The sequence below is a fragment of the Mycobacterium sp. SMC-15 genome (genome assembly GCF_045310925.1).
In the GTDB taxonomy this organism is placed as follows: Bacteria; Actinomycetota; Actinomycetes; order Mycobacteriales; family Mycobacteriaceae; genus Mycobacterium.
In genome coordinates, this window is the sequence record NZ_JBJIAJ010000008.1 from 170,890 (window position 1) to 188,770 (window position 17,881).

The 17,881-nt window shown below is 68.5% G+C and carries 12 protein-coding genes; 9 read left to right on the forward strand and 3 right to left on the reverse strand.

Features of this window, described 5'->3' with window-relative positions; all coding sequences use genetic code 11:
* Positions 1-126 precede the first annotated feature (126 nt).
* Positions 127-1,056: a hypothetical protein gene (locus tag ACJH71_RS13810; RefSeq protein WP_406758572.1), complete on the reverse strand. Its 930-nt coding sequence runs from the start codon at positions 1,054-1,056 to the stop codon at positions 127-129.
* Positions 1,057-1,181: 125 nt separating this feature from the next.
* On the opposite strand from ACJH71_RS13810, the gene ACJH71_RS13815 reads away from it, so the two are divergent.
* Genes ACJH71_RS13815 through mbtN form a run of 3 tightly spaced genes read left to right on the forward strand, consistent with a single transcriptional unit; the run spans position 1,182 to position 4,245 of the window.
* Entirely contained in the window at positions 1,182-1,490 is a 309-nt protein-coding gene (locus ACJH71_RS13815) for an acyl carrier protein (RefSeq protein ID WP_406758639.1), read from the forward strand.
* Entirely contained in the window at positions 1,487-3,073 is a 1,587-nt protein-coding gene (mbtM, locus tag ACJH71_RS13820; protein WP_406758573.1) for a long-chain-fatty acid--ACP ligase MbtM, read from the forward strand. The genes ACJH71_RS13815 and mbtM overlap by 4 nt, the downstream gene beginning before the upstream one ends.
* A gap of 5 nt (positions 3,074-3,078) precedes the next feature.
* A complete protein-coding gene (gene mbtN / locus ACJH71_RS13825; RefSeq protein ID WP_406758640.1) occupies positions 3,079-4,245 on the forward strand; it encodes a mycobactin biosynthesis acyl-ACP dehydrogenase MbtN in 1,167 nt (388 codons plus the stop codon).
* Here mbtN and ACJH71_RS13830 read toward each other — a convergent pair.
* Entirely contained in the window at positions 4,206-4,835 is a 630-nt protein-coding gene (locus tag ACJH71_RS13830; RefSeq protein WP_406758574.1) for a GNAT family N-acetyltransferase, read from the reverse strand. The two genes, mbtN and ACJH71_RS13830, sit on opposite strands and share 40 nt — an antisense overlap.
* A 126-nt stretch (positions 4,836-4,961) precedes the next feature.
* Here ACJH71_RS13830 and ACJH71_RS13835 point away from each other — a divergent pair, with 126 nt between their 5' ends.
* From ACJH71_RS13835 to ACJH71_RS13845, 3 genes are read left to right on the forward strand one after another with little or no spacing between them, the layout of a single operon-like run.
* Positions 4,962-7,607, forward strand: a complete 2,646-nt coding sequence (locus ACJH71_RS13835; RefSeq protein WP_406758575.1) for an ABC transporter ATP-binding protein/permease — start codon at positions 4,962-4,964, stop codon at positions 7,605-7,607.
* On the forward strand, positions 7,604-9,343 hold the full coding sequence (locus tag ACJH71_RS13840) for an ABC transporter ATP-binding protein (protein WP_406758576.1): 1,740 nt from the start codon (positions 7,604-7,606) through the stop codon (positions 9,341-9,343). The genes ACJH71_RS13835 and ACJH71_RS13840 overlap by 4 nt, the downstream gene beginning before the upstream one ends.
* A 44-nt stretch (positions 9,344-9,387) precedes the next feature.
* A complete protein-coding gene (locus ACJH71_RS13845) occupies positions 9,388-9,999 on the forward strand; it encodes a DUF3060 domain-containing protein (RefSeq protein ID WP_406758577.1) in 612 nt (203 codons plus the stop codon).
* A gap of 16 nt (positions 10,000-10,015) precedes the next feature.
* Here ACJH71_RS13845 and ACJH71_RS13850 read toward each other — a convergent pair whose 3' ends face one another.
* The gene (locus ACJH71_RS13850; RefSeq protein ID WP_406758578.1) at positions 10,016-11,554 is read right to left on the reverse strand and encodes a (2,3-dihydroxybenzoyl)adenylate synthase; all 1,539 of its coding nucleotides are present in this window, start codon (positions 11,552-11,554) and stop codon (positions 10,016-10,018) included.
* An 86-nt stretch (positions 11,555-11,640) separates the two neighbouring features.
* Here ACJH71_RS13850 and ACJH71_RS13855 point away from each other — a divergent pair, with 86 nt between their 5' ends.
* The 3 genes from ACJH71_RS13855 to ACJH71_RS13865 all read left to right on the forward strand — a co-directional run bounded on the left by ACJH71_RS13855 (position 11,641) and on the right by ACJH71_RS13865 (position 17,850).
* Positions 11,641-15,063: an amino acid adenylation domain-containing protein gene (locus tag ACJH71_RS13855; RefSeq protein WP_406758579.1), complete on the forward strand. Its 3,423-nt coding sequence runs from the start codon at positions 11,641-11,643 to the stop codon at positions 15,061-15,063.
* Positions 15,064-15,290: 227 nt separating this feature from the next.
* A complete protein-coding gene (locus tag ACJH71_RS13860; RefSeq protein ID WP_406758580.1) occupies positions 15,291-15,599 on the forward strand; it encodes a hypothetical protein in 309 nt (102 codons plus the stop codon).
* 148 nt (positions 15,600-15,747) lie between these two features.
* Positions 15,748-17,850 (forward strand): copper-transporting P-type ATPase, encoded by a 2,103-nt coding sequence (locus ACJH71_RS13865; RefSeq protein ID WP_406758641.1) that lies wholly within the window; start codon positions 15,748-15,750, stop codon positions 17,848-17,850.
* Positions 17,851-17,881 lie beyond the last annotated feature (31 nt).

Consider the following 17,881-nt stretch of genomic DNA (forward strand, 5'->3'; position numbering starts at 1 on the left):
ATGGTGCCATTAGTCAATGGCAATGTTTAGAGCCGGGCTCGGGCGCGTGGCGGCCCGAACCCGGCTCTGCTGCCGCGCGAGCGCTGGGATCGCCAGCGCTCGCGCGAGACAGGTGGTGCGGTACTGCTAGTTGAACAGGCTGTCGAGCCAGCCGAAGTCGAGCAGGCTGGCAGCGGCAGCCGCGTCGCCCGGGTCGACGTCCACCTCGGGCACCGGGATGGTCGAGGTCAACGCGTCGGCGAACTTGCCCGGCAGGAAGTCGAGGAAGTACGACAAGGTGCCGTTCTCGGTAAGCAGGCCCCACCACTGGCCGGTGTCTTCGCCGGTCTCGGAGTCCCAGGTGATGTAACCGTTGAGCAGTGCGTCGAACGGGTCCTGCAACGTGTGCTCCACACCGTCCGGCACGCCGGTCAGGTTCTCCGACAGCGCGAACGCGAAACCGGTAAGCGGTTCGATGAAGTACTTGGCGGTGGTCTTCCAGAAGTTGAAGTCGCCGAAGATTTCCTGCACGGCCGCCCAAACATTGGTCAGGTCCGCGCCGATGCCCATCACGCCGGGTACGAACTCGCCGGTGCCACGCACAGTGTGGTCGAAGAGCGGCTGGAAGATCCCGTTCAAGTTGTACAGCATGTCGTTGTTGAGCAGGTTCCAGGCGTTGAGGAAGTCGCCCTGCTGGAGGAACTCAGCGACCTGCGGGAGCAGGGTCTCCAGGCCGATGACCCGGCCTCCGCCGGACCACATGACCTCGAGGCCATCCAGCACGCCGTTGAAGCTGTTGCTGGTGGTCTCGCCGTAGTAGCTGCCCAGCTCACCGAGGGCCGTGAAGACCGGGTTCGGGCCCGTGAGCAGGTCCATGATGTGGTCGAGGTTTTCGCCAGTGGTGGCGGTGAGCTCGACCGCGGTCTGCTGGGCGGCCGCGCTGATCATCGGGACGATCGGGTTGACGGCGATCACGCCGGCGCCGGCCAGGGCGACGCCCGCGGCCAGCAGGCCCGTGGCGCGCGCGTTAGATACGGTGCCGCGGTCGGTCGAACCGGCGGCCAGGGCGAGCTGCATTGCTTCTCCTTATCGTGACCTCATCTGATGTGAGGTTCCTGTCTATGTAGAACGCAGGGCAACGTTAACCATAAGAGCAAACATCAGGCAAGCCTTGCCTTACCCTAAGTGTCGGGAGTCACAAGATAGGGCAAGCTAACCTTAGTTCGCGGTTTGGTGTAGCGTCCCTGGGCATGAGCGCTTCATCCCCCGATGCCATCAACGCCGCGCTGCGCGAGATCTTGCGAGACGACCTGCAGGTCGATCTCAACCGCGTGACTCCGGAGTCGCGGCTGGTGGATGACGTCGGACTCGACTCGGTGGCCTTCGCCATCGGCATGGTCGCCATTGAGGATCGTCTGGGTGTCGCGCTGTCTGAGGAAGACCTGTTGAACTGTGACACGGTCGGGGACCTTGAGGCCGCCATTCGGGCGAAAGCCCCTGCCGACGCGTGAGCGTGCTGGCCGGCGCCCTGACCCGGGCGATGACCGGGTCGGAACACGATCTGGTGGTCTTTGACTCCGACGCCGGAGCATGGGATCGCCACCCGTGGCAGCAGGTGCACGCTCGGGCCGAAAGCGTGGCCGCCCGGATCCTTGACGGCGACGACGACGGGGCTGTCGGGCTGGTCGGTGAGCCGACCGCAGACCTGATCGCGGCGATTCAGGGCGCCTGGTTGGCCGGCCGCAGCATCTCGATCTTGCCCGGACCGGTCCGCGGTGCCGATCCCCAGCAATGGGCACAGGCGACACTGGATCGCTTCCACGGCATTGGGGTCCGCACCGTGCTGAGCCACGGATCGGTATTGGAGTTGCTGCGCTCCGAGGCGATCGGTCGCAGCCTGGCGGTGGCGGACGTTGCCGCCGCCGCCGGCACAGATCGCTCGGTCAACCCGGTCACCTCGGGCGCCGATGTGCCCGCGGTATTGCAGGGCACCGCTGGGTCCACCGGTACCCCGCGCACCGCCCAGCTGTCGCCGGCCGCGGTGCTGGCGAACGTTTCCGGATTGAGCACGCACGTCGGCGTGGATCCGGCGAACGACGTCGGCTGCAGCTGGCTGCCGCTCTATCACGACATGGGGCTGACCTTCCTGCTCAGCGCCGCGCTGACCGGCTCGGAACAGTGGTTGGCGCCCACCGCGGCGTTCGCCGCCTCGCCGTTCCGGTGGCTCAGCTGGCTGCATGACAGCCGGGCCACCATGACCGCCGCACCCAACTTCGCCTACAGCGTGATCGGCAAATACGCCCGACGAGTCCCCGAAGTGGACCTGGGCCGGCTGCGGGTCGCCATCAACGGGGGCGAACCGGTCGACTGCACGGGGTTGGAGCGTTTCGTCACCGAACTCGGCAAGTTCGGCCTCGCCCCCGGTGCTCTCATGCCGTCGTACGGTTTGGCCGAAGCCACCTGCGCAGTGACCGCGCCACGGCCAGGCGCCGGCCTGCAGTATGACGAACTCATCGGCGCGGCGGGCGAAGACGATCAGGCCGTACGCAGACATGCGGTGCTCGGTGAGCCGATTCCGGGGATGCAGGTCCGCATCAGTCCGGTGGCCGAGCGCCACGACGAGCTGCCGCAACGCGAAGTCGGCGAGATCGAGATCCGCGGAACCTCGATGATGTCGGGCTACTTCGGCCAGCCGGCGCTGGGACCGGACGCCTGGTTCGCCACCGGCGACCTCGGCTACTTCACCGACGCCGGCCTGGTGGTCTGTGGCCGGGCCAAGGAGATCATCTCGATCGCCGGGCGCAACGTGTTTCCCACCGAGATCGAGCGGGTCGCCGCCGAGGTGCGAGGTGTCCGCGAGGGCGCGGTGGTCGCGGTCGGCACCGACGGACTCCGCCCGGGACTGGTGATCGCCGCTGAGTTCCGTGGCCGTGACGAGGCCGGCGCGCGTGCCGACCTGATCTCCCGGGTGGCCTCGCAGTGCGGGGTGGTGCCCTCAGATGTGGTGTTCCTGGCGCCGGGATCGCTGCCCCGGACGTCGTCGGGGAAGCTGCGGCGACTCGAGGTCAAACGCAACATGGAGGTTTTGAAGTGACTCAGGTGATTGCGGAGTCGGGTATCGACGCCTACCGCGGTTTGCTCAACGAGGTGTTCGACCAGCAGGTCGTGGATTGGACGGCCGAAGCCGAGGACAGCGGGCGCTTTCCCCGCAAGCTGATCGAACACCTGGGCCGGGCGGGAGTCTTCACCCAGAAGTGGGCGGGGGCGCAGCCCACCGATGTCGCCAAACTGCTGGAGCTGGCCTACGCGCTGGGACGGCTCGGGTCTGCCGGCATCGGAGTCGGTGTGAGCCTGCAGGATTCGTCGATCTCGATTCTGCACCGCTTCGGCCGTTCCGAGTACCTGAAGGACATCTGCCAGCGGGCCATCCGCGGCGAAGCGGTGCTGTGTATCGGCGCGTCGGAGGAGTCCGGGGGATCGGATCTCCAGCGCGTGCAGACCGAAGCCCGTTCCGTGCGTGACGGTTTCGAGGTGCGCGGCCGCAAGAAATTCGTGTCGCTGTCGCCCATCTCCGACCACATCCTGGTGCTGGCGCGCAGCATGGACCACGACGAGAACAGCCGGCACGGCAACGTCATGATGATCGCGGTGCCGACCGATCAGGTGCAGGTGCACGAGCCGTTCAGCAAGGTCGGGGCGGGCCCGCTGGACACCGCCCCGGTCGACATCGACACCTGGGTGCCCGCCGACGCCCTGATCGCCCGTCCGGGTACCGGGCTGGCTGCCATCTCTTGGGGCTTGGCGCATGAGCGCATGTCGATTGCCGGGCAGGTCGCCTCGTCGAGTCAGAAGGTCCTCGGTATCACCCACGCCCGGATGATGCACCGCACCCAATTCGGTGCCACCCTGTTCGAGCATCAGGCGCTGCGGCTCCGGATGGCAGACCTGCAGGCGCGCGTCGACCTGCTTCGCCACGGGCTCAACGGATTTGCCGCCGGGGGCAAGCTCGACTTGCGGACCTCCGCGGCGATGAAGGTTACCGCGGCGCGCCTGGGCGAAGAGGTGATCGCCGAGTGCATGCACATCTTCGGCGGGACCGGCTATCTGGTCGACGAGACCCCGCTCGGGCGCTGGTGGCGCGACATGAAGCTGGCCCGCATCGGCGGTGGTACCGACGAGGTGCTCTGGGAGCTGGTGGCAGCCGGGATGCGTCCCGACTACGACGGTTACGCCGAGCTGTTCGACAGCGGGTCGTCGTCGGGGTAGCGCAAGACCGCGTAAAGCGCCATCTTGCGATAACCCATGTCGTGTTCGCCCAGGAAGACGCCGCCGACGTATTCGGCCAGCCGGCGCATCGCCGTGTTGCGGTACTCGGGTTCGAACATCATCCGCCGGCACTGCGGCTCGAGGTCGAAGACATAGCGCATGATGCGCGGCAAAAGGATTGCCGCGAACCCACGATTGACCACCGTGGTATCGGCGACGGCGGCGTGAATGCCCAGATCATGCGGGTCGGCCGCATAGTACTTAGCGATGGAATCCTTTGCCGCCCGGTAGATCTCGATATAGCCGCCGTCTTGTCCGTTTCGGCTGACGATCAACGGCCGCGAATAGCTGCCGGTGACCTGGGCGGACAGATAGGCGCGCCAGCGCTCCGACGGCCAGGCGGACTCCCAGGTCTGCGCGAGATGCGGCCGGTTCATCCACTCGGAGATCATCTCGGCGTCGGCGTCCGGGTCAGCAACCCGGATCTCATACGGCTCGGCCAGCACCGGAATCGGGGGTGGCGGGACGCGGCGGACCTCGTCGGATAGGTCTGTCAGCTCGCGGTGCAGGATGGTTGCGGCGTCAGTCATAACGAGCAGTGAGCCTACCCGAGCATCTATTCGAGTAAGTGAGGGTAGGGTAACCTAGGTTCGGCTTGGCGGCGGGGCGCCGAGATCGGCTCCGCGGGGTGGGCCACCGTTGGCGAAAGGACCGTGATGGCGCGCGGGTTGCAGGGTGCGATTCTGCGGGGCTTCGGTGCCCGCGACCACACCGTGACGGTGCTCGAGACCAGCCGGATCGCCCCACATTGCATCCGGGTCTGGATGCATTCGCCGACCCTGTTCACCGACGCGGCCGTTGAACCCAGTGCCTGGCTGCGGTTCTGGTTCCCGGACCCGGACGGATCGGACACCGAGTTCCAGCGCGCCTACACGATCGCCGAGGGCGACGCCGAGACCGGACGATTCGCGGTCGACATGGTGCTGCACGAACCGGCCGGGCCGGCCACCCGCTGGGCCCGCACCGTGGAGCCCGGGGCCACGATCGCGGCGATGTCGCTGATGGGCTCGTCGCGCTTCGAGGTGCCCGATGCCGACTCGCAACCCGCCGGCTACCTACTCATGGGGGACTCGGCGTCGATACCGGGAATCAACGGAATCATCGGTACCGTCGCGCCCGACGTTCCGATCGAGCTCTACCTCGAACAGCACGACGACGACGATCTGCTGATCCCGCTGCGGGAGCACCCCCGGCTGCGGGTGCACTGGGTGCCGCGCCGTGACGCGAGCTCGCTGGCCGCGGCGATCGAGGCCCGGGACTGGTCGGACTGGTATGCCTGGGCCACCCCGGAAGCCGCGACTCTCAAGGTGCTGCGGACCCGGCTGCGCGACGAGTTCGGTTTCCCCAAATCCGAGATTCACGCGCAGGCCTACTGGACCGCCGGACGTGCCATGGGCACCCAGCGCGGGCCGGAAGACACCGCTAAGCCCGCGTCGACTCCGCCGGCATCAGACACAGGTGCGAGTGAGGTGCCCGGTTCATGCGGCGGTCCCAGCTTCGCCTCTCCTTCGCCGAGACTCGCTGAACCGCCGGGTGAGCGCACCGTCAACGCGAAGGGGGCGTGGCGCGCCCAGGCCGCGGGCCGGCTGCTCGGCGCGCTGAAGGTGCCGCTGATCATCTCCGGTGTCCTGCAGGCCCTGATCACACTGCTGCAGTTGGCCCCGTTCGTGCTGCTGGTGGAGCTGGCCCGACTGTTGGTCGCCGGCGCCCACGAGTCACCGCTGTGGACGGTCGGAATTGCCGCGCTCTCGCTGCTGGGCCTGGGCACCTTGCTGGGGGCGGGGCTGACGCTGTGGCTGCACGTCGTCGACGCCCGCTTCGCCAGCGCGCTGCGGACTCGGCTGCTGAGCAAGCTGTCACGGGTGCCGCTGGGCTGGTTCACCGCCCGCGGATCCGGCTCGATCAAGCAATTGGTCGCCGACGACACCCTGTCCCTGCACTATCTGGTCACCCACGCCATCCCCGATGCCGTCGCCGCCGTGGTAGCACCGGTCGCGGTGCTGGTCTACCTGTTCGTGGTGGACTGGCGGGTGGCGCTGGTGCTGTTCGTACCGGTGCTGGTCTACATGGTGCTGATGTCGGTGATGATGACCCAGTCCGGCCCCAAGATCAGTCAGGCGCAACGCTGGGCCGAGCGGATGAACGGCGAAGCCGGCACCTACCTGGAGGGTCAGCCGGTGATCCGGGTGTTCGGCGGGGCCGCCGCCTCCACCTTCCGCCGCCAGTTGGACGACTACATCAATTTCCTGGTGGACTGGCAGCGGCCTTTCATCGGCAAGAAGACGCTGATGGATCTGGTCACCCGCCCGTCGACCTTCCTGTGGCTGATCATGCTGACCGGAACCCCGCTGATCATCTCCGGCCGAATGAACCCGGTGAACCTGCTGCCGTTCGTGTTGCTGGGCACCACCTTCGGCGCCCGCCTGCTGGGCATCGGCCTGGGGGTCGGCGGTATACGCGGCGGCATGCTGGCGGCCCGGCGGCTACAGATCGCCTTGGACGAGCCCGAACTCGCCGTCGAGCAGCGTGATTCAGCACCGGTAGACGCGGCTGGGACCGTGCGCTTCGAGACGGTCACTTTCGGCTATCGTCCCGGTGTCCCGGTGATCCGCGACGTGTCGTTGACACTGCGGCCGGGCACGGTGACCGCACTGGTCGGCCCGTCGGGCTCGGGCAAGTCGACGCTGGCCGCGCTGCTGGCTCGGTTCCACGACGTCGAGTCCGGATCGATATCGGTTGACGGACAAGATATCCGGTCGTTGACCGCCGACGAGCTGTATCGCCGGGTGGGATTCGTCCTGCAGGAGACGCAGCTGGTGCACGGCACTGTGCGTGACAACATCGCACTGGCGGTCCCGGACGCCACCGACGAGCAGGTGCAGGCCGCGGCACGCGAAGCCCAGATCCATGATCGGATCCTGCGGTTGCCCGACGGCTACGACACCGTGCTGGGTGCCGCCGCGGCGCTCTCCGGCGGGGAGCGGCAGCGGCTCACCATCGCCCGCGCCATCCTCGCCGACACGCCCGTCCTCATCCTGGACGAGGCCACCGCGTTCGCCGATCCCGAATCGGAATACCTGGTGCAGCAGGCGCTGAACAGATTGACCCAGGATCGCACCGTGTTGGTGATCGCCCACCGGCTGCACACGATCACCGGTGCCGATCAGATCGTCGTGCTCGACCACGGCAGCATCGTCGAACAGGGCAGCCACGACGAGCTGCTGGCCGCGCAGGGACGCTACCTGCAACTGTGGGAGACCGGCCGCGCCGCGGTCACCGTCGGTGCGGAGGCGGGCCGATGATCCGGACCCTGATCCAACTGATCCCGCACGACCGTCGCGGCCGGATGTTCGGCTACGCCGCGCTGACGCTGCTGTCGGTGGCGGTGCGGGCGGCGGGCACCGTGCTGCTGGTTCCGCTGGTGAGCGCACTGTTCTCCGAGACCCCGAGCCGGGCGGTGCTCTGGCTGGGTTGGCTGACCGTGGCGACCGTCGCGGGTTGGCTGATCGACTTCGCCTGCGCCCGAATCGGATTCGACCTGGGCTTCGCCGTCCTCGATCACACCCAACACGACGTGGCCGACCGGCTACCCGGTGTGCGGTTGGGCTGGCTCACCGCCGAGAACACCGCGGACGCGCGACAGGCGATCGCTGCCACCGGCCCCGAACTGGTGAGCCTGGTGGTCAATCTGCTGACCCCGTTGATCAGCGCGATTCTGTTGCCGCCAGCGATCGCACTGGCCTTGCTCGGGGTGTCCTGGCAACTGGGGCTGGCCGCCCTGGGCGGGGTGCCGCTGCTACTGGGGGCGCTGTGGGCGTCCAACCGGCTCAGCGCCCGCGCGGACGCCGCGGCCGGCGACGCCAACACGGCCTTGACCGAGCGGATCATCGAGTTCGCCCGCACCCAGCAGGCGCTGCGCGCGGCGCGGCGCGTCGAACCCGAGCGCAGCACCGTCGGGCAGGCGCTCAGCGCCCAGCATGGCGCGGCGATGCGGCTGCTGCTCATGCAGATTCCGGGGCAACTGCTGTTCAGTCTGGCCAGCCAGGGCGCGCTGATCCTGCTGGCCGGCAGCACCACCGCGCTGACCGTGACCGGCACGCTGAGCGTTCCCGAGTCCATCGCGTTGATCGTGGTGGCGGCCCGCTACCTGGAACCGTTCACCGTCATCAGCGAGCTGGCGCCGGCGCTGGAGTCGACGCGGGCCTCCCTCGAGCGGATCCGCGCCGTGCTCACCGCGCCGGAGGTGACGGTCGGCCCCGGCCAGGCACCCGAGGGTGCCGCCGCGCCAAGCATCGAGTTCGACGACGTCACGTTCGGCTACGACTCGGCGGGCCCACCGGTGCTCGACCGAGTCAGCTTCACCCTGCAGGCCGGCACCACCACGGCAATCGTCGGGCCCTCCGGTTCGGGCAAGAGCACCATCTTGTCCCTGATCGCCGGACTGCATGAGCCCACCGGCGGCCGGGTGTTGCTCGACGGGGCGGACGCCACCGGGCTCGACGCCCCGTCACGGCGGGCCGCCACCAGCGTGGTGTTCCAGCATCCCTACCTACTCGACGGCACGATCCGCGACAACGTCCTGGTCGGAGACCCCGACGCCGATCAGGAGGCTTTCGGACGGGCCACCGAACTGGCCCGCGTCGACGAGCTGGTCGCCCGCCTGCCGGACGGCAGTGACACCAGGGTCGGAGAGGCCGGCGCGGCGCTGTCCGGCGGTGAGCGCCAACGGGTCAGCATCGCCCGGGCACTGCTCAAACCCGCACCGGTGCTGCTGGTCGATGAGGCGACCAGCGCGCTGGACACCGAGAACGAGGCGGCGATCGTCGCCGCGCTGAGCTCGGAGCTGCGCCCGCGCACGCGGGTGATCGTCGCGCACCGGCTGGCCAGTATCTCCCAGGCCGACCGCGTGCTGTTCATCGACGACGGCCGGGTTATCGAGGACGGGACGATCGACGAATTGCGTGCAACCGGTGGACGTTTTGATGAGTTCTGGCGGCAGCGGAACGATGCCGCCGGGTGGCAGATCCACGCCGGCTAGCGACTCGCCATCGATTTAGTGCGATTTAGTGCGATCATCGGAGCGTGAACGCCGACGATGACCCCGAGGCCCTGATACGGGAATTGGAGCGTCCGCTGTCGGGCTTCGCCCGCCCCGTGGAACTGACCGCCCCGACGGGTGCCGTCGACGGGCAGGCGCCGTCGCGGTCAGGAAACGGCCGTGGTCTCGCCATCGTCGTCAGTGTGATCGCCGCGGCAGTGGTGATCGCCGGCGCAGTCGCAGTGTTCCTGGTCTCCCATGACGTGACCAGCTCCGAGCCTAGGCGGCCCACCACGCCCAGCGGTTTCACCCCGATACCGTTGCCCTCCGAACCGCCGCCCGTTCCGGCGCCGCCGGTCGCAGCGTCGCCCGCTGTCCCGGCTCCGGACAGCAGTGTCACCCTCATCATCGCCGGGGCCGGGGAGAACAAGACCCTGGCCTGCGACGGCCGCTACGTGTCCGTGAGCGGGGTCAGCAACACGGTGGAACTCACCGGCCGGTGCGCCGGTCTGACGGTGTCGGGCATCGGCAATGTCATCACCGTCGACTCCACGCCCAAGATCACGGCATCGGGTCTCAACAACGGGATCACCTATCGCTCCGGGAACCCCGAGGTGAGCACCTCGGGGTTCGACAACGTCGTCGAACGTGGGTAGGCCCGCGAAATTCGGTTCAGCCGAGCTGGCGGACCAACGCCTTCTTGTCGATCTTTCCGACCGCCGTGGTAGGTAGGGCCGGTAGCGCCGCCAGCTGATCGATCCGGACGTGGGTGGCGACCCCGCACTCGTCGAGATGACGGTTCAGCTCGGCCAGCGTCAACTGTGCACCGTTGAACACCACTGCAGCGCAAACTTTTTCGCCCAAGTATTGATCTGAAAGGCCGACCGCGGCAGCCGATCTAACCGCCGGATGCGCCAGCAGGTGCGTCTCCAGCTCGTCGGCAGCGATGTTCTCGCCGCCGCGGACGATGACGTCCTTGATCCGCCCGGTCACCTCCAGGTAGCCGTTGGCCAGGCGACGGACCCGGTCCCCGCTGCGGTAGAAGCCATCCGGGCTGAAGGATCGCTCATTGGCCTCGGGAGCGTTGTAGTAGCCGTTGATGGTGTAGGGCCCGCGCACCATCAGCTCACCCTCGGATGCCTCGGTGCCGTCCTCGTCGACCACCCGCAACTCGTCGTCGGCGCACAACGGCCGGCCCTGCGTGGTGTCGAGCAACTCGGCTGCGTCGCCGGGCCGGGTATAGCAGAGCAACCCTTCGGCCATGCCGAACACCTGCTGCAGGCCCGGCGTCAGCACCTCCCGAATCCGGTGGGCGTCGCCCGCGGCCAGCTTGGCGCCACCGACCTGCAGCAACCGCAGGGTCGTCGGCTTCTGCGGCTCCCAATCGCAGGCCTGCGCCCACAACGCGGCCAACGCCGGCACCAACGCGGTGACCGTCACCCGGTGACGGGCGATGGTGGCGAACGCCGCCTCCGGGCTGGGGTCGGCGCCGAAGACCGTGGCCGCCCCCACGGACATGGCGCCCAGCAGCCCCGGGCAGGCCAGCGGAAAATTGTGGGCTGCCGGCAACGCCGCCAGGTAGACGTCGTCAGCGGTCAGCTCGCACAGCTGCGCGCTGGCGGTGGCGTTGTAGATGTAGTCGTTGTGGGTGCGGGGGATCAGCTTGGGCATCCCGGTGGTCCCACCGGAGACCAGCAGCAATGCCGGCGCGGCCGGATCGGCCGTGAATCGCGGCGCGGGGGAGTCGCCGGAGGCCTCGTCGATGATGAGTCGCCTCAATCCCAGTTCGGCGGCCATTGCCGGATAGTCGAATCCCGCAGTGGTGTCAGGGATCACGATCCCGACCGCGTCGCTGACCGCCGCCAGATGCCCGATCTCGGCGGCACGGTGCCCGGGCAGGCACAGCACCGGGACGGCGCCCACCCGCAGCAGCCCGAACAGCGTGACCGCGAACGCGCAACTGTTGGGCAACTGCAGCAACACCCGGTCCCCGGCGCCGACACCCAGCCGGTGCAAACCCGCCGCCGCGCGTTCGGCGCCCGCATCCAACTGCGCATACGACAGCGTCGCGCCGCCATCGATCACCGCCGGACGCTCGGGCCAGCGTGCGGCGGCGTCGTCGAGCAGCGATGCCAACGGCCGTCCGCTCCAGTAGCCGGCCGCGCGGTAGGCGACGGCCCGCTCGTCGGGAAACGGTACGAACCCGTGCATGTGTACTCCCTGGCTTACCGAAGACCGAACCTGGATAGAGTAGCTTCGAGAAATTAGGGCAGCCTAACGAAGGGTGGAGTGGCGCCGTGGGGCCGGACGAGATACGTGCGCAGGTCGCTGACCTGCTCGGCGCCGACGCCAGCGCCGTCGATCCCGAGGCCGACCTGGTCGGACAGGGTCTGGACTCGATCCGGATGATGAGCCTGGCCGGTCGCTGGCGCAAACAGGGCATTGACGTCGACTTCGCTGCGCTGGCCGCCGACCCGCGCATCGCCGCATGGCAGGACCTGCTGGGCGACCGGGGCGAACCGACACCCGTGACCGCGCCGACGGACGACCCGATCGATGCCGGCGCACCGTTTGCGCTGGCTCCCATGCAGCACGCCATGTGGGTGGGACGCGACGACGACGTCGCGCTCGGCGGGGTGGCCGGGCACCTCTATGTGGAGTTTGATGGGCCCGGGATTGATCCGGATCGGCTGGCCGCCGCCGCGGCCGCGCTGGCCGCACGCCACCCGATGCTGCGGGTGCAATTCTCCCCCGACGGCACCCAGCACATCCGGCCCGATGCCGAACTGCCCGTCGTGGTGCAGGACCTGCGCGGCTTGGATACCGCCGAGGTGGCCCAGCGGCTGGACGCCACCCGGGTGGCGAAATCGCATCAGCAACTCGACGACGCGGTCTTCGAGCTCACGGTGTCGTTGCTGCCAGACGGGACCGCGCGTCTGCACGTCGACCTGGACATGCAGGCCGCCGACGCGATGAGCTACCGCACCCTGATGGCGGATCTGGCCGCCGCCTACCGAGGGGAGTCGCTGCCGGAGTTGGGCTATACCTACCGGCAGTACCGTCACGCGACCGCCAACCGCCAACCCGACGAGGACCACCGCCAGTGGTGGGCGCAGCGCATCCCCGACCTGCCCGACCCGCCCAAGCTGCCGCCGCCCGCGGGCGCCCCCGCCGACCCGCGGCGCAGCACCCGGCGGTGGCACCGGCTGGACCCGGACACCCGCGACGCGCTGTTCGCTGCGGCCCGCGCCCACGGCGTCACGCCGGCCATGACCTTGGCCGCTTCGTTCTCCCACACCCTGGCCAGTTGGTCGGACGGACCACGCTTCCTGCTCAATGTGCCGCTGTTCGGCCGGGAACCGTTGCACGACGACGTGGATCGGCTGGTCGGTGATTTCACCTCGTCACTGCTGCTGGATGTGGATCTGAGTCAGGCCAGCACCGGCGCGCAGCGCGCACACGCGGTGCAGGACGCCATGCGCACGGCCGCCGCACACGCCGACTATCCCGGCTTGGCGGTGCTGCGTGACCTGAGCCGCCACCGCGGCACACAGGTGCTGGCGCCGGTGGTGTTCACCAGCGCGCTGGGACTCGGAGAACTGTTCGCCGATGGGGTCACCGGCGCGTTCGGCACCCCGGTCTGGATCATCTCCCAGGGCCCGCAAGTGCTGCTGGATGCCCAGGTCACCGAGTTCGACGGCGGGATCCTGGTGAACTGGGACGTCCGCGAGGACATGTTCGCACCGGGCGTGATCGACGCCATGTTTGCCCACCACATCGCCGACCTGATCCGGCTGGCCGGCGGCGATGGCTGGGCGGAGCCCGCGCCGGCAGCGTTGCCCGCCGACCAGGCCCAAGTGCGGGAGTCGGTGAACGCGGGCACCGCCGCACCCAGCGGGGAAACGCTGCAGGACGGGTTCTTTCGTCAAGCAGAACGCGATCCCGAGGCGGTCGCGCTGCTGCACGGGGCGGGGGAGCTGAGCTACGGCCGGCTACGCGATCAGGCGTTGGCGGTGGCCGCCGCGCTGCAGGAGCGCGGCGTGCGACCCGGTGACACCGTGGCCCTGCTGGGACCCAAGGGCGCCGAGCAGATTCCGGCGCTGCTGGGCATCCTGGCCGCCGGCGCGGTGTATCTGCCGATTGCCGCCGATCAGCCGCCCGAGCGCAGAGAGCGGATCCTGGCCCTGGGCGGTGCCGCGCTGGCGCTGGTGACCGGGAACGCGGTGCCGGCGTTGAAGATTCCGGTGCTGGCGGTGTCCGATGCTCTGCAGCACCCCGGCCGGATAGACCCGGTTCGCACGGATCCGGCCGAGCTGGCCTACGTGGTGTTCACCTCCGGCTCCACCGGCGAGCCCAAGGGCGTCGAGGTCACTCATGATGCCGCCATGAACACCATCGAAACCCTCAGCGCCCGTTTTGGATTCGCGCCGAGCGACCGCAGTCTGGCGCTGCTGACCCTGGATGCTGACATGTCGGTGCTCGACGTCTTCGCCATGCTGCGGGCCGGTGCGGCCATCGTGATGGTCGATGAAGCCGACCGGCGCAGCCCCGAAGTGTGGGCGCAGCTGGTGGCGCGCCACCGGGTCAGCGTACTCAACCTGATGCCGGGTGCCCTGGAGATGCTGGCCGCCACCGGCGGCGAACTGGTGTCGGTGCGCGCGGTATTGACCGGCGGCGACTGGGTGCGCCCGGAACTGGCGCGACACTTCGCCGCGGCGGCTCCCGGGGTGCGGTTCGCCGGACTGGGCGGGGCCACCGAAACCGCCATCCATGCCACGCTGTGCGAGGTCGAGGGTGGCCCGCCGGCGCACTGGGCCGCGGTGCCCTACGGCACCCCGCTGCCCAACATCGCCTGCCGGGTGGTGGGCGCCGACGGAGCCGACCGCCCCGACTGGGTGGCCGGCGAACTGTGGGTCGCCGGACGCGGCATCGCCTCGGGATACCGCGGCCGGCCAGACCTGACCGCCGAGAAGTTCGTCGAGTACGACGGCCGAACCTGGTACCGCACCGGCGATCTGGTCCGCTATCTGCCTGACGGCACACTGGAATTCGTCGGCCGCGCCGATCACCGGGTCAAAATCAGCGGCTATCGCATCGAACTCGGGGAGGTCGAATCCGCACTGCGTCGGCTGCCCGGGGTCGCCGAGGCGGTGGTGGTGGCTCTGACCGAGCCCGGTGGACGTGAGGTGTTGGCGGCCGCCGTGCGCACCGGTGATCCCGCGGTGAGCGTCGCCGGATTGCAGGCCGCGCTGGCCGAATCGCTGCCCGAGCACATGATTCCCCGTCAGCTGCAACTAGTTTCGGCGGTTCCCTACACCGTTTCGGGAAAGATCGACCGGCGGGCGGTGACGGCCGAGCTGGCCGCGGCAATGGCGGCCGGCGACGGCTACCGCGAGCCATCCGGTCCGCTGCAGCGTGCCCTGGCCGCGATCGTCGCCGAGGTGCTTGGTGCCGCCCGAGTCGGAGCTGACGACGACTTCTTCGCCCTGGGCGGCGATTCGGTGCTGGCCACCGCCGCGGTGTCACGCATCCGCACCTGGCTGGACGCCCCCCGCGCGGTGGTGGCCGACATCTTCGTCACCCGAACCGTCGCGGGGCTGGCTTCTCGGTTGGCTGCGGCTGAGACTGATCCCGGTCGGTTGGATGCGGTCGCCGAGATCTACCTGGAAGTGGCGCAGCTCGATGCTGCCGATCTGCTGGCGGCAATCGGCGAGGAGTGAGCCAGGGGAGTCGCCGATTCAGCCGGCGACCTCCAAAGCCCACCTTTCGCCGAGGCCGGCGATGGGTGCGCCGGACGGTTTTCGGAAAGGCGACTTCCCGCTGTTGCTTTCGCACGCCGTCGACGGTCTGCCGGCAGTCCGTTGCGACAGGCTTACCGGCGTTGTACAGTCGAACGCGATATACCCATACCCCCTTAGGGTATAAACGGCAGCCGAAAGGAGTCGAAATGGGGATCGTCCACAGGCTCGGCCGTATTGTGCGCGAGCGCCGACGTGCCATCGCGGCCACCATGGCCTTCGTCGGTGTCACGGCGGGAGTCTTTTTCGTCGGAGCCTGGGCTGGAGCCTCCGGGGCGGTTACGCTAAGTCCGGTAACGGCCGCCGCGTTGCACGCTCCGAATGCGCCTTCGCCCAACGGGTCCGAGCACGACGGCGGTAGCTCGCACAAGTCGGGTCCGGGAATGTCTCACCACAAGATGTCTCCGGAGATGTCGAAGGACAAGCAGATGCCGGACAAAAAATGCTGCGACAAATAGCAATTCACGCCGAGCAATCGGTCTGGGGTTCGATGGGCTGCTGCGCATGACAGCGCAGACCGGCCGCGAGCGGCACGACGAGCACGATCACTGCGGCGCCGGCGTCGAGCCTTCGGGCGTGCCGGAGGCGTCGGAATACACCTGCCCGATGCACCCGGAGATTCGCCAGCCGGGCCCGGGGTCATGCCCGATCTGCGGCATGGCGCTGGAACCGGTCCTGGTCACCGCTGACGCAGGTCCCAACCACGAACTTGCCGACATGACCCGCCGCTTCTGGGTGGGCCTCGCGTTGGCACTGCCAGTGGTCGTGCTGGCCATGGGCGGCCACCTGTTCGGCTGGGTGCCGGACGTCATCTCTTCGTCGGTATCGGCCTGGATCCAGTTGGCGCTGGCCACTCCCGTGGTGTTGTGGGCAGGATTGCCGTTCTTTGTCCGCGGCTGGGATTCGGTGCGCACCGGCCACTTGAACATGTTCACCCTCATCGCGATGGGCACCGGCGTGGCCTGGGTGTACAGCGTGGTCGCCACGGTCGCGCCCGGTGTCTTCCCCGACTCGTTCCGGACTATGGGCGCCGTCGACGTCTACTTCGAGGCGGCAGCCGTCATCACCGTCTTGGTGTTACTCGGCCAAGTGCTGGAACTGCGGGCGCGCGAGCAGACCTCCGGCGCCATCAGGGCCCTGCTCAATCTGGCACCCAAGACTGCCCGGCGAATCCGTTCGGATGGTGCCGACGAGGAGATCAGCCTCGACGACGTGCAGCTCGGCGATCAGCTGCGGGTGCGGCCCGGCGAGCGGGTGCCGGTCGACGGCACGGTCGAGGACGGCAGATCCACGATCGACGAGTCGGTAGTGACCGGCGAATCGATGCCGGTCACCAAAACCGCCGGCGACACTGTCATCGGCGGCACCATCAACCAGTCCGGCGGGCTGGTCATGCGCGCGGAAAAGATCGGCCGGGACACCATGCTGGCGCGGATAGTGGCCATGGTCGCGCAGGCGCAGCGCTCTCGAGCGCCGATCCAGCGGATCGCCGACCGAGTCGCCGGAGTATTCGTACCCGCGGTGATCGTCGTCGCGGTGATCGCGTTCATCGTATGGGGACTGTTCGGTCCCGACCCCAAGCTGGCGCACGCCCTGATCGTCGCGGTCACGGTGTTGATCATCGCGTGTCCCTGTGCGCTGGGGCTGGCTACGCCGATGTCGATCATGGTCGGAGTGGGCCGCGGAGCCAGGCTGGGCGTGTTGATCAAGAACGCTGAGGCGCTGGAACGCATGGAGAAGGTCGACACCCTGGTCGTCGACAAGACCGGCACGCTGACCGAAGGACATCCCGCGGTGACGGACATCGTCGCTGCGTCCGGTTTCGATCCCGCCGAGATCCTTCGACTGGCCGCAGGTGTCGAGCGGGCCTCCGAGCACCCGCTGGCCCAAGCTATCGTCGCGGCGGCGGCGGACCGCGGCCTGGTTGTTCCCGCCGTCGACGGCTTCGACGCACCGGCCGGTCGCGGCGTGATGGGCGTCGTCGAGGGCCGCCGTGTCGTGGCGGGCAACGCCGAGTTCCTCATCTCGCAGCGGATCGATATGAGCGCGTTGGAGGCCGACGCCAACCGGTTGCGGTCGGATGGCGCCACGGCCATCTATCTGGGCGTCGACGGCCGGGCGGTCGGCACCTTCGCCATCGCCGACCCGGTCAAGCCGACGACTCCGGCGGCGCTGGCCGCGTTACGCCGTGAAGGTATCGACATCGTCATGCTGACCGGCGACAACCGGGTGACCGCCGAGGCCGTCGGACGTCGCCTGTGGATCGACCGGATTGAGGCCGATGTGCTGCCCGATCAAAAGAGCGATGTCGTCACCAGGCTGCGCACCGACGGGCGGGTGGTGGCGATGGCCGGGGACGGCGTCAACGACGCTCCGGCGCTGGCCGCCGCCGACGTCGGGCTGGCCATGGGCGGCGGCACCGATGTGGCCATGGAAAGCGCTGGAGTCACCTTGCTCAATGGCGAACTCACCGGCATTGTGCGCGCCCGCGAACTCTCCCGGATGACCGTGGCCAACATCCGGCAGAACCTCTTCTTTGCGTTCGCCTATAACGCCGTCGGCATTCCGATCGCCGCCGGAATCCTCTACCCGGCGTTCGGGCTGCTGCTGTCACCGCTGATCGCCGCGGCCGCCATGTCTCTGTCGTCGATCAGCGTGATCGGCAATGCGCTGCGATTGCGCACCCAGCGACTGACCGAAGATAGCTGAAAAACGCAGGTAAACGCTGGGATAGGGGCTG